Annotated in this window: 14 protein-coding genes; 5 read left to right on the top strand and 9 right to left on the bottom strand. The window is 67.3% G+C overall.

Features of this window, described 5'->3' with window-relative positions:
• The first annotated feature begins 35 nt into the window (after positions 1-35).
• Positions 36-512, top strand: a complete 477-nt coding sequence (greA, locus tag BACI71_RS02040) for a transcription elongation factor GreA (protein WP_159754398.1) — start codon at positions 36-38, stop codon at positions 510-512.
• A gap of 1 nt (position 513) precedes the next feature.
• On the top strand, positions 514-1,293 hold the full coding sequence (locus BACI71_RS02035) for an APH(3') family aminoglycoside O-phosphotransferase (protein WP_159754395.1): 780 nt from the start codon (positions 514-516) through the stop codon (positions 1,291-1,293).
• 99 nt (positions 1,294-1,392) lie between these two features.
• On the opposite strand, the gene BACI71_RS02030 is transcribed toward BACI71_RS02035, so the two are convergent.
• The 5 genes from BACI71_RS02030 to BACI71_RS02010 form a co-directional block, all read right to left on the bottom strand.
• Entirely contained in the window at positions 1,393-1,623 is a 231-nt protein-coding gene (locus BACI71_RS02030) for a DUF4170 domain-containing protein (RefSeq protein ID WP_159754392.1), read from the bottom strand.
• 185 nt (positions 1,624-1,808) lie between these two features.
• Positions 1,809-2,258, bottom strand: a complete 450-nt coding sequence (locus BACI71_RS02025) for a hypothetical protein (RefSeq protein ID WP_159754389.1) — start codon at positions 2,256-2,258, stop codon at positions 1,809-1,811.
• Positions 2,255-2,587, bottom strand: a complete 333-nt coding sequence (locus BACI71_RS02020) for a hypothetical protein (protein ID WP_159754386.1) — start codon at positions 2,585-2,587, stop codon at positions 2,255-2,257. Before BACI71_RS02020 ends, BACI71_RS02025 begins: the two co-directional genes overlap by 4 nt.
• The gene (locus tag BACI71_RS02015; protein WP_159754383.1) at positions 2,584-2,922 is read right to left on the bottom strand and encodes a phage holin family protein; all 339 of its coding nucleotides are present in this window, start codon (positions 2,920-2,922) and stop codon (positions 2,584-2,586) included. The genes BACI71_RS02020 and BACI71_RS02015 overlap by 4 nt, the downstream gene beginning before the upstream one ends.
• Before the next feature lie 4 nt (positions 2,923-2,926).
• Positions 2,927-3,463: a hypothetical protein gene (locus BACI71_RS02010; RefSeq protein ID WP_159754380.1), complete on the bottom strand. Its 537-nt coding sequence runs from the start codon at positions 3,461-3,463 to the stop codon at positions 2,927-2,929.
• A gap of 134 nt (positions 3,464-3,597) precedes the next feature.
• On the opposite strand from BACI71_RS02010, the gene eno reads away from it, so the two are divergent.
• A complete protein-coding gene (eno, locus tag BACI71_RS02005) occupies positions 3,598-4,878 on the top strand; it encodes a phosphopyruvate hydratase (protein ID WP_159754377.1) in 1,281 nt (426 codons plus the stop codon).
• Between the two features lie 45 nt (positions 4,879-4,923).
• Positions 4,924-5,238: an FtsB family cell division protein gene (locus BACI71_RS02000; protein WP_159754374.1), complete on the top strand. Its 315-nt coding sequence runs from the start codon at positions 4,924-4,926 to the stop codon at positions 5,236-5,238.
• A gap of 250 nt (positions 5,239-5,488) precedes the next feature.
• Here the strand turns inward: BACI71_RS02000 and BACI71_RS01995 are convergent, their stop codons facing one another.
• The 3 genes from BACI71_RS01995 to BACI71_RS01985 form a co-directional block, all read right to left on the bottom strand.
• Positions 5,489-6,313 carry an alpha/beta fold hydrolase gene (locus tag BACI71_RS01995; RefSeq protein ID WP_159754371.1) on the bottom strand — a complete coding sequence of 275 codons (825 nt, stop codon included), beginning with the start codon at positions 6,311-6,313 and terminating at the stop codon, positions 5,489-5,491.
• A 156-nt stretch (positions 6,314-6,469) separates the two neighbouring features.
• Positions 6,470-7,570 (bottom strand): 3-dehydroquinate synthase, encoded by a 1,101-nt coding sequence (aroB, locus tag BACI71_RS01990; protein ID WP_159754368.1) that lies wholly within the window; start codon positions 7,568-7,570, stop codon positions 6,470-6,472.
• A complete protein-coding gene (locus BACI71_RS01985; RefSeq protein ID WP_268894073.1) occupies positions 7,567-8,061 on the bottom strand; it encodes a shikimate kinase in 495 nt (164 codons plus the stop codon). Before BACI71_RS01985 ends, aroB begins: the two co-directional genes overlap by 4 nt.
• Before the next feature lie 146 nt (positions 8,062-8,207).
• On the opposite strand from BACI71_RS01985, the gene topA reads away from it, so the two are divergent.
• Entirely contained in the window at positions 8,208-10,775 is a 2,568-nt protein-coding gene (topA, locus tag BACI71_RS01980) for a type I DNA topoisomerase (protein WP_159754365.1), read from the top strand.
• Between the two features lie 223 nt (positions 10,776-10,998).
• Here topA and BACI71_RS01975 read toward each other — a convergent pair whose 3' ends face one another.
• Positions 10,999-12,279, bottom strand: coding sequence for a glycoside hydrolase family 130 protein (locus BACI71_RS01975; protein ID WP_159754362.1), 1,281 nt, complete (start codon positions 12,277-12,279; stop codon positions 10,999-11,001).
• Between the last annotated feature and the right edge of the window lie 20 nt (positions 12,280-12,299).

Here is a 12,299-nt window from a genome sequence, read left to right as displayed (position 1 = left end):
CTTCCGGGGACGCGTTTTTACGAAGGACAAGGGCGATGGCGACGGTCGAGAAGATGCCGATGTTGCAGGAAGGCTATGAAAAGCTGACTGCCGACCTGAAGCGGCTGAAGACCGAACGCCCGCTGATCGTCGATGCGATCGAGGAAGCGCGCGCGCACGGCGACCTTTCGGAAAACGCCGAATATCACGCCGCCAAGGAGCGGCAGGGTCAGGTCGAGGCGACGATCGCCGACATCGAGGACAAGCTGAGCCGCGCGCAGATCATCGATCCGCGCGACCTGTCGGGCGACAAGATCGTGTTCGGCGCGACCGTCACCCTGCTCGACGAGGACGAGAAGCCCGTGAAGTATCAGATCGTCGGCCAGACCGAGGCCGATGCGAAGACCGGGCGGATCAGCTACAATTCGCCGCTCGGCCGCGCGCTGATCGGGCGTAGCCTCGACGACGAGATCGAGGTTTCGGTGCCGGCGGGCGAGCGTTATTATCAGGTCTCGAAGATCGAGTTCATCTGATGTGAAACTGCCGGACGCGATCGCCTTAAAGGTTGGCGATCGTCGTCCGGAACCCGTCACGGCCGGGCGATCCGGCGCCGAGGTTTTTCGCTTCGTGGGCGACGGGACCACGCTCTACCTCAAAATCGGCCGACATGCGGCGCGCGCGCTGGTCGTCGACGAGTCAGCGCGGTTGCAGTGGCTCGCCGGGCGCGTCGCGGCGCCATCGGTTCTCGCGACGCTGGACGATGGCGCCACCGCGTGGCTGCTGACCAGCGCCGTGCCCGGGATGCCGGCCGGCGATTATATCAAGATGGACCGGGCCGTGCGGAGCGTGCCGGTCGCGCGGCGCATGGCGGCGTTTCTCCGGCGACTTCACGGTCTGTCAGTGGACGACTGTCCGTTCGATTCGAGCGTGGCGGCGTGGTTGCCGGTGGTGCGCCGACTGGTTGCCGATGATCTGGTCGACATCAGGGATTTCGATGCCGAGCACGACGGGTGGAGCGCGGCGCGCGTGTTCGACAGGGTCGAGGAACTGGCCGGCCATGCGCGCGGTTCGGTGGTGGTGCACGGCGACTATTCGCTCGGCAACGTCCTCGTCGCGGAGGACGGCACCATCGCCGGCTGTATCGATGTCGGTCGGCCGGGGGTCGGCGATCCGTATCGCGACATCTTCATTGGCTGGCGCGATCTGGGCGGGTTCGGCGCGGCTGCGCAGCAGGCTTTCCTCGCCGAGCTGGGGATGACCGGGTTCGACGCGCCACGGCGCGCGCTGCATCATGCGCTCGACGAACTGTTCTGACCTGTCCGTCGCCCCGGAGTTGATCCGGGGTCCCGCTTCTCGTTGACGGGCTGGGCAGAAGAAGCGGGATCCCGGATCAACTCCGGGATGACAGGAGGCTTACGCTGCCGGCTTGGCGAGCAGGTCGGGCTCCAGCAGGCGGTGGAGGTGGACGACGACATATTTCATCTCGGCGTCGTCGACGGTGCGCTGCGCGGCGGCGCGCCATGCCTTTTCGGCGCTGGCATAGTCGGGGAAGACGCCGACGATATCGATCGACGACAGGTCGCTGTATTCGAGGGTGCGCGGATCGCTGACACGACCGCCGAACACCAGATGAAGCTTGCTCATGCACGCGCTCCCGCTTGGGATTGAACCATCACCGCACCGCCCGACTGCCTCGCCGGGGAGACACGGAAAAGCCGCGGGCAGCGCGATCGCTTGCCCCGCGGCTCTCCCTCGTCACCTGCTCGGCGCCGCGGTCGGGCGGTCGGCCTGACCCTTCCCTAGCGCGATGCGCGCGTGGTTTGAAGGGGTCAGGATGCGCTCTTGACCTGTTCCTTGCCGGCCTGCGCTGCCGCGGAACCGGCCGTGCCGGCAGCCTTCAGCACGCCCTGGAACAGCGAACGCGCCTGATCGCGCGCGGCGTTGGGGGTGAGGCCGAGCTGGTCGAGTTCGGAACGCCCGGCATCCTTGGCAGCAGCCAGCGCGGCCACCGCGGCGGCGTTGATCTTGCGGCCGACGCCGGCGAGCAGCTCCTTTTCGCGCTGGCTACGCGGCAGGACGGCCGCGACCGCCGCGCCGAGCACCAGTCCGCCGACCAGCACGCCGAGCGGGTTGGACTCGAGCGTCTCGGCAGTAGCGTGCGCCGCATCACTGGCGCGGTGGCGTGCAGTGTCGAGCGCGTGCGAGGCGGCCTCGCGTGCCTGGTCGACGCCGTCGCGCAACCGGCCATGCTCTTCCTGATCGTGGGTATGTTCGGTCATGATCCGATCCTTTCGGCGGGTGTGGCGGTATCTTCTGGGGAGGGCAGGCGTTTCTGCCGCTTCTTCTTGCCGAACAGGCGTGCGACCTGTCGCCCGGTGACGAGGGCGAACAGCAGCGTCACGCCGCCTGCCAGCACGCCGGGGTTGCGGCGCGCGACCTCGGTCCCGACACGCACGGCGCGTTCGCCGCCCTCGGTCACTTCGGCCAGCGCGACGCGGGCGAGGCGACGTGGTTCCAGTTCGGTCTGCAAACGTTCGATCGTGCCGTCGAGCCGCTGCCGCGCCTCCGCGACGCGCGCCTCGGCCAAGGTTACATCAGCGGCGGTCATGCGCCCGGCCCCGCGCGCAGCGCCGACTTGCCCGACAGCGCGAGCAACGCGGCGATCAGCAGGACGACGCCGACGACCGCCAGCGTCGCCCAGCCGGGGCCGATCAGCGTCGCCAGCGACAGGATCGCGCCGACCAGCAGCGCGATCAGCGCCGCGAGACCGAGCACGCCCGCGATCGCGAAGCGGATCGCCGCAGCCTTGTAACGGGTGACCGCGAAGAGCGCCCTGGCCTTGGCCAGCGCGATCTCCGCCTTCGCAACGTCGCGCGCATCGGTGGCAAGCTGCGTCACCAATTGCGGGATGCTTTCGGAGAGCACGCGGTCACGAACGTCCATTGGGTCAGGCATCGCGCTGGTCGACGGCGGACCCGATCAGCCGCGCCAGCACGAAGCCGACGCCGGCTGCGAGCCCGACCGCCAGTTCGGGGCTCTTGCGGACCAACTCACGCGCATCGTCGAGAAGATCGTCGACGCTCTTCTGGTCGATTGCGCTGGAGAAGCCCTGCACACGATCCGCGGCGGAGCGGGCATATTGCCCATATTGTCCGCCGAGCTTCTCATCGACCTGCCCGGCAGCGTCGGTCAGCATTTGCGAGAGCTGCGTCAGCGCGTCGGTCGCCCTGGCCTTGCCGTCCTCGGCGAAGCCGCGCGCCTTGTCGGCAGCCTGTTCGCGGCCCTTGGCGACATGGTCGCGCACCGACTGCTTGGCGTCGGCCAGCGTGCTGCCGCTGCCGGCAGTAGTCGTGTCTTCCGGCGTGAAGTCGACGCCGGCATCCTTCAGCGGCTCGGCCGGCGTGAATGACGCGTCGGCGGGTGGCGGTGCAGCGTCCGCCGGTGTGGAATGCTGGAGCGTGTCGCGATCCTGCTCGTCGGCCATGATTCATCCTTCCCTGGTCGAAGTTCAACAACCCGGTGGCCGGGCCGCCGGTTCCATCGCGTTGCAGCATCGCCGGGCGCCCGCTAGGAGGCGCGATGTCCTGCCGCTACGGCAGAAAATAGGAGGATCGTTTCGTGACCGCAATCATCGACCTGCACGGACGCCAGATCATCGACAGCCGCGGCAATCCGACCGTCGAGGTCGACGTCCTGCTCGACGATGGCAGCTTCGGTCGCGCGGCGGTTCCGTCGGGCGCATCGACCGGCGCGCACGAGGCGGTCGAGCGGCGCGATGGCGACAAGGCACGCTGGGGCGGGAAGGGCGTCGACGGTGCGGTCGAAGCGGTCAACGACGAGCTGGCCGACGCGATCATCGGGCTGGACGCCGAGGATCAGCTCGAGATCGACCAGACGATGATCGAGCTGGACGGCACCGAGAACAAGGGCCGGCTGGGGGCGAACGCGATCCTCGGCGTGAGCCTGGCGGTGGCGAAGGCGGCGGCGGATGCGCGCGGAGTGCCGCTGTACCGCTATGTCGGCGGCGTCGCGGCGCATGTGCTGCCCGTGCCGATGATGAACATCATTAACGGCGGCGAGCATGCCGACAACCCGATCGACTTCCAGGAATTCATGATCGTGCCGGTCGGCGCGGAGTCGCTGGCCGAGGCGGTGCGCTGCGGCTCGGAGATCTTCCATACGCTCAAGAAGGGGCTGAGCGAGAAGGGGCTGGCGACCGCGGTCGGCGACGAGGGCGGGTTCGCGCCGAACCTTGCCAGCACCACCGACGCGCTGGACTTCATCATGACCTCGATCGAGCGCGCGGGCTACACGCCGGGCGACGACGTGATGCTGGCGCTCGACTGCGCGGCGACCGAATTCTTCAAGGACGGCAAATACGTCATCTCGGGCGAGAACCTGACGCTCGAGCCGGGCGCGATGGCCGAATATCTCGCCGATCTTGCCGCGCGCTATCCGATCTTCTCGATCGAGGACGGTATGGCCGAGGACGATTTCGAGGGCTGGAAGGCGCTGACCGACGCGATCGGCAAGAAGGTGCAGCTCGTCGGCGACGATCTGTTCGTCACCAACCCGACGCGGCTGCGCGACGGCATCGGACAGGGGCTCGCCAATTCGCTGCTGGTGAAGGTCAACCAGATCGGCACGCTGTCGGAAACGCTGGAGGCAATCCGCGTCGCCGAGCGCGCCGGCTATACCGCCGTGATGTCGCACCGTTCGGGCGAGACCGAGGATTCGACGATCGCCGATCTGGCGGTTGCGACCAATTGCGGGCAGATCAAGACCGGCAGCCTCGCCCGGTCGGACCGGTTGGCCAAGTACAACCAGCTGATCCGGATCGAGGAAGAATTGGGCACGATGTCGCGCTATGCGGGCCGGGACGTGTTGCGGAACCGCTGATAGGGCTTGCAAAGGGCGAGGCGACTCGCGAGAATCGCTGGCGTTATGCCTCGCCCGTCCAACCGCCTCTCGCAAACGCTCCGGCGTGCCGCCGTCCCCGCCCTCGCGGTGGCGGTGATGGTGTTCTTCGGCGCCTATGCGGTGCTGGGGCCGAACGGACTGATCGCGCTGGGCGATTACAAGCGGCAGCTGGTGGCGCGTGAGAGGCAATATGCGGCGCTCGATCAGCGGCGGGCGATGTTGCAGAACCGCGTGACGCTGCTCGACCCGCGCCACGCGAACCCGGACATGGTCGACGAGCTGGTGCGCAAGGAGCTGAACGTCGCGCACCCGGACGAGGTGATCGTTCCTTTGAAGTGAGGGTTCTCGATCGATAGATCGATCGTAGACGAAAGCTTCTCCGTCATTGCGAGCGTAGCGCGGCAATCCAGGGCGTCCTGATCCGGCCCTGGATTGCTTCGCTGCGCTCGCAATGACGAAGGTTGGTTGTTCCTGTCGGGATCGAAGACGATCCGCCCAATTCGTCGTCCCGGACTTGATCCGGGACCCCGCCTGCTTTCCGCCAGTGACGGATGAAGCGGGATCCCGGATGAAGTCCGGGATGACGAGCTTACCTTCCGAGGAACGTCAGCAGGTCCTCGGTCAGCCGGTCGCTTTCCGTCGCGAACAGCCCGTGCGGCGCGCCATCATATTCCACCAATTGCGCTTTCGCGATCCCGGCCGCCGCGGCGCGGCCGCTGGTGTCGATCGGGACGGTCTTGTCGGCGGTGCCGTGCAGCACCAGTGTCGGCACGCGGAAGGCGGGCAGGTCGGGGCGGAAATCGGTATGGCCGAAGCTCTTGGCGCATTTCAGCGTCGGTTGCAGCCCGGCCTGCATCGCCAGTCCCTGCGCCCAGTCGAGCACCGCTTCGCTGACCGGGCTGGTGACGTAGCCGACACCGAAGAAGTCCTTGAAGAAGGTGCGGAAGAAGTTCGGCCGGTCCTTCAGGATGCCGTCGGCGATCTGTTGCAGCGTCTCTTCGGGTACGCCGTCGGGGTTGTCGTCGGTCTTGAGCATGTACGGGACGACCGAGCTGATCAGCGCCGCCGAAATCACGCCCTTGCCGTCGTAGCGGCTCTGGTAGCGCGCGACCTCGCCGCCGCCCATCGAGAAGCCGACGAGCGTGACGTCCTGCGTCGCGCCGGCGGCTTCCAGCACGTCGTTGAGGTCGTCGGTCAGCGTGTCATAGTCATAGCCCGACCACGGCTGGCCCGAGCGGCCGAAGCCGCGGCGGTCATAGGCGATCGCGCGGAAGCCGGCGTCGGCGAGCGCCTTCATCTGCGGGTCCCAGCTGTCCGAGGACAGCGGCCAGCCGTGGATGAGGACGACCGGGCGACCCTCGCCCCAATCCTTGACGTAGATGTCGGTCCCGTCGCGCGTCTTCACATACGGCATGTGGCTCTCCTTGGCAGAGCAGCCGTAACGGGCGGTTTGTGGTGGCGTTCCGCGGTACGTCATTGCGAGCGCCGCGAAGCAATCCAGTGTTCCGCCCGCTGCCCTAGATTGCTTCGCTGCGCTCGCAATGACGATGCAGGGTTGGGCGCTGACCTATTACCGCCCCGGTTCGCCGAGGAACGCCTCGACCTCGTCCAGTGCCACCGTCTTGTCGAGGTAGGTCTGTCCGATGCCGTGCGCGAGCAGGAAGGGCAAAGTACCCGCCGCCATTTTCTTGTCGTGGCGCATATGCTCGACCAGCCGCGCGGGCGGGGCGGTGATGCCCGAGGCGGCGAGGCCGTCGGGCAGGCCGCTGTCGCGCCAGTGCGCCGCGACGCGATCGGCGTCGTCTGCAGAACACCGCCCGGTCGCGGCGGAGAAGGCGAAGGCCAGGCCGCAGCCCGCAGCGACCGCCTCGCCGTGGAACAGCCGGTCGGAGAAGCCTGCCTCTGCTTCCAGCGCATGGCCGAAGGTGTGGCCGAGGTTGAGCAGCGCGCGGCGGCCGCTGGTCTCGAACTCGTCCTCGCCGACGATCCGCGCCTTGGCGGCCACCGCGTGGGCGATCGCATGGACGCGCGCGTCCGGGTCGCCTGCCAGCAGCGCCGCGCCGTTCGCCTCGCACCACGCGAAGAAACCGGCATCGTCGATCAGGCCGTATTTGACGACCTCGGCATAGCCGGCGCGCACCTGCCGTGCGGGCAGGGTGTCGAGCACGTCGGGGTCAATCAGCACGACCTTGGGCTGATGGAAGGCGCCGATCATATTCTTGCCGGCGCGGGCGTTGATCCCGGTCTTGCCGCCGACCGACGAATCGACCTGCGAGAGCAGCGTGGTGGGGATCTGCACGAAGCCGCAGCCGCGCTTGAGGATCGCGGTCGCGAAGCCGACCAGATCGCCGATCACCCCGCCGCCGAGCGCCACCACATGATCGCCGCGCTCGACGCCGAGCGCGAGCAATTCGTCGGTGAGCCGCTCCAGCGTCGCCCAGCTCTTCGAACCTTCGCCGGCGGGCAGCACGATCTCGGCGTGCCGGATGCCGGCGGCGTCGAGTGCAGCGGTCAACGTGGCGAGATGCGGAACGACGTTGGCGTCGGCGACGATCACCACCGGGCGCGTACCGACGATCGGCGCGAGCGCCTCGCCTGCGCGCGCCAGCAGCCCCGGCTCGATCCGCACGTCATAGCTGCGGTCGCCGAGCGCCACGTTCACGGTCGTCATTTGCTCAGGGCCTCCATGATCGCGCGCACCGTCACGTCGTGCGGGGTATTGGCGCTGGGGATGCGCAGATGCGCGAGCGCGTAGAGCGGGTTACGGACCGCCGCCAGCTCGCGCAGCACGGTCGCGGGGTCCTTGCCGCGAAGCAGTGGGCGGGTGTCGCGGCGCTTGACGCGCTCTGCCAACACCTCGACCGGCGCGTCGAGCCAGATCGCCAGCGCGTCGGACAGGATCAGCGCGCGGGTCTCGTCATTGACGAACGCACCGCCGCCGGTCGCGATCACCTTGGGTCGGCCGTCGATCAGCCGCTGGATCACGCGGCGCTCGCCATCGCGAAAATAATCTTCGCCGAATTGCGCGAAGATATCGGCGATCGACATGCCGGCCGCGGCCTCGATCTCGGTATCGGCATCGACGAACGGCAGCGCCAGCCGCAGCGCGAGCCGGCGGCCGACCGTCGATTTCCCCGCGCCCATCAATCCGACCAGCACAATCGGGCGGCCGGTCCAGCGGGGCGGACGGCGCGACGGGCGGCGGGACGGGACGGGCGGGCTTTGCCCTGTCTCTTATACCCCTTGACGCCCCCCGCCGCTCCCCTTCACCCTCGCACGTACGTGTGAGGCTCCCTAGTTAGGCAACAATGCAGCTCGTCATCGTCGAATCGCCCGCCAAGGCCAAAACCATCGAGAAGTATCTCGGCTCGGACTATCGCGTCCTCGCCAGCTACGGCCACGTCCGCGACCTGCCGCCGCGCGACGGTTCGGTGAACCCCGACGAGGGGTTTGCGATGGAATGGGAAAACTACGCCGACAAGACCAAGCAGCTCAAGGCGATCGCCGATCTCGCCAAGACCGCCGACCGTCTGATCCTCGCCACCGATCCCGATCGCGAGGGCGAGGCGATTTCGTGGCACGTTCAGGAGGTGCTGGCCAAGCGCAAGGCGCTGCCGAAGGACGTCCAGCGCGTCACCTTCAACGCGATCACCAAACAGGCGGTGACGCAGGCGATGCAGGCGCCGCGCGAGCTGGATACCGACCTGATCGACGCGTATCGCGCCCGCCGCGCGCTCGACTATCTGGTCGGCTTCACGCTCTCGCCGGTGCTGTGGCGCAAGCTGCCCGGCGCCAAATCGGCGGGGCGTGTCCAGTCGGTCGCGCTGCGCCTGATCGTCGATCGCGAGCGCGAGATCGAGGCGTTCCGTTCGCAGGAATATTGGTCGGTGATCGCGCAGCTTGAGCAGGACGGCACGCCGTTCGCCGCGCGGCTGGTGCAATGGCAGGGCAAGAAGCTCGACCGCCTGTCGATCGGCAACGAGGGCGACGCGCTCAAGGCGAAAGCGGACGTCGAGGCCGGCAATTTCTCGGTCCAGTCGGTCGAGACCAAGCCGGCGACGCGCAACCCGCCGCCGCCCTTCACCACCTCGACGCTCCAGCAGGAGGCGGCGCGCAAGCTCGGCTTCTCCGCCGATCACACGATGCGGATCGCGCAGCAGCTCTACGAGGACGGCGCGATCACCTACATGCGTACCGACGGCGTGCAGATGGACGGCAGCGCCATCTCCGCCGCGCGCGCCGCGATTGCCGACCGCTACGACGGCGGCTACGTACCCGACAAGCCGCGCCAGTACCAGACCAAGGCCAAGAACGCGCAGGAAGCGCACGAGGCGATCCGCCCGACCGACTTTACGAAGGACCGCGTCGGCTCGGGCGACCATGCACGGCTGTACGAGCTTGTCTGGAAGCGCGCGCTCGCGTCGCAGATGGCGTCGGCGCGGATGGAGCGCACCACGATCGAACTGGCCGACGGCACCGGCCGCAACATGCTGCGCGCCACCGGTCAGGTCGTGCTCTTCCCCGGCTATCTCGCGCTCTACGAGGAAGGCCAGGACGACTCGCAAGACGAGGATGCCAAGCGTCTGCCGCGGATGCGCGAGGGCGACAGCCCGGCGAAGAAGGATGTGCTCGCCGAGCAGCATTTCACCCAGCCGCCGCCGCGCTTCTCAGAGGCGTCACTGGTCAAGCGGATGGAAGAACTGGGGATCGGTCGCCCGTCGACCTATGCCTCGATCATCAAGACGCTGAAGGACCGCGCCTATGTGCGTGTCGAGAAGAACCGCTTCTTCGCCGAGGAGAGCGGGCGGCTGGTGACGGCGTTCCTCGAACGCTACTTCGAGAAATATGTCGGCTTCGACTTCACCGCGGAGCTGGAAGAGGAGCTGGACGACGTGTCCGGCGGCCGTGCGCAATGGCAGGCGGTGCTCGAGGCGTTCTGGCGCGACTTCAAGCCGCGCACCGCCGAGGTGATGGAGCAGAAGCCGAGCGAGGTCACCGCCGCGCTTGACCAGTTCCTTGCACCATACCTGTTCCCCGAAAAGGCCGATGGCAGCGATCCGCGGCTGTGCCCGGCGTGCCATGCCGGGCAGCTCGCGCTCCGCGGCGGCAAGTTCGGCGCGTTCATCGCGTGCAGCAACTACCCGGAGTGCAAGTTCACGCGTCGCTTCGCGCAGGGCGGCGATGCGGCGGCGGAGGATGCCGGGCCGGAGACGCTCGGGCAGGATCCCGAGACCGGGCTGCCGGTCGAGCGCAAGAGCGGGCGGTTCGGCCCGTACATCCAGCTCGGCGAGGGCAAGGAGGCGAAGCGCGCCTCCATTCCAAAGGACATCGGCGAACTCGACCTTGAGATGGCGCTGCGTTTGTTGAACCTTCCGCGCACCATCGGGCAACATCCGGAGACGGGTCTCCCCATCAATGCCGCCATCGGCCGCTATGGGCCGTACCTCGTGCACGACGGCAAATATGCGCGACTTTCGTCAACATCGGAGGTGTTCGAGACCGGCATGAACGCCGCGGTGGTCAAGCTCGCCGAAGCGGCGGCGGGCGGCGGTCGCCCGGCGCGCGGTGCGGCCCGCGCGCCGCTCAAGGTGCTCGGCGCGCATCCGCGTACCGAGGCGGAGCTGAAGCTGATGGAGGGTCGCTACGGCGCCTATGTCACTGACGGCACGACCAACGCGACGCTCCCCAAGACGATCGCGCCGGACCAGCTGACGCTGGAGGAAGCCGCACAACTGATCGACGACCGCGCGGCGGCGGCACCAGCGAAGCCGAAGAAGAAGGCGCCGGTGAAGAAGGCTGCGGCGAAGAAGCCCGCGGCCGAGAAAAAGCTCGCCGCGAAGAAGGCACCGGCCAAGAAGACCGCGGCAAAGGCGTAACCGGCAAGCCGTTACCCAAAACCGTCATTGCGAGCGTAGCGAAGCAATCCAGGGCGTCCTGGGCCATCACTGGATCGCTTCGCTACGCTCGCAATGACGGACAGCCCAAAAGCCGCCGGCCTAACGTAGGACGGGATTGGCAATGCCGACCCGCCGGCCGGACCGGTCACTGCGCGGCCCACGGGTCCCGCACCGCCGCGGGCGTGGCCGCGGCTGCGACCGGTCACATCTTGCCCAGCAATTCCTTGATCGACACGAACGCAAACCCGACCGAACTGTCGGCAATTCCGTACGGCATGAACAGCTTGTCGCCATGCTTCATCGCGCCGCACGTGTAGACCACGTTGGGCACGTAGCCCTCACGGTCCTGATCCGCCGCCGCGAGGATCGGCGAGCGCGTGCGCCCGATGACGCGCGCCGGATTTTCCTTGTCGAGCAAGGCCGCGCCGATCGAATACTTCCGCATCGCGCCGACGCCATGCGTCAGCAACAGCCAGCCCTCGTCAATCTCGATCGGCGGCCCACAATTGCCGATCTGGACGAACTCCCACGGAAACACCGGCTTGAGGATCAGCTCGCCGTCATCCCAATGCGTCAGATTATCGGTGCGCAGCAGATAGAGGTTCTCGCCATCCTGTCGCCCGATCGACAGATACTCCCCACCGACCTTGCGCGGGAACAGCGCGATGCCCTTGTTGCGCGCCGCGCTGCCGCTCATCGGGATCAGATCGAACGCACGGAAATCGCGCGTGCGGAGCAGTTCGGACTGGATCGTCGCGCCATTATAGGCGGTGTACGTCCCCAGCCATTCCTGCGTCCCGTCGTCGTGCGTAAAATGCACGAGTCGCAGATCCTCCAGCCCCTTCGACTGCGCATCGGTGATCGGAAAGATCACCGTGCCTGACAAGGTGCTGTCGCGATGGCGATAGACCGTCACCGGCCCGCTCGGCGGCGCTTCCTCGTCGGTGCCGGTCGCATCGGTTGCGGTCGCGAACGGCGGTTCGGGCGCCAGCTTCAGCTCGTTGTTGCTGGTGATGATCCCCTCGCGGAACGCGACCGAGGAGATATGCCCCTCGCCCACCGCGCGCAGCGACATGACGATCCGCTGTGCGCCATCCTCCATGCCCGTCTGGTCAGGATGCGGCACCGCACTGGGATTCATCAGCGCAGCGGCGGCATAGCTGTATTCGTGACAGAAATACGCACCGATCAGCTGTCGCTTCTCGTCCGAGATACGGCTGCCGTCGAGGTCATGCGCCGCCGCGATCTCGTCGTAACGGGTCATGAAGACGCGACGCGTCTGCCAGTGGCGCGCCTCGAAATCCTTCAGCACCAGATCGAGCTGGTCACGCGCCTCCTGCGGCGACATGTCCATGACCTCGCTGATCAACCGCTGCGAGCGACTGACGCCATTGGCATTGGCAATCCAGCCGATGTGAAAGGGGCGCACCACGACGCGCGACGGATCGGCATGCAAACGCAGCCGGTGGTTGAACAGCTCCAAGGACCAGCCTCGTCTTTAGG

The organism is Sphingomonas sp. 8AM (genome assembly GCF_902506455.1).
Classification (GTDB): Bacteria; Pseudomonadota; Alphaproteobacteria; order Sphingomonadales; family Sphingomonadaceae; genus Sphingomonas.
The sequence above is the reverse complement of the archived record's forward strand: the minus strand, read 5'-3'. Positions and strand labels throughout refer to the sequence as shown.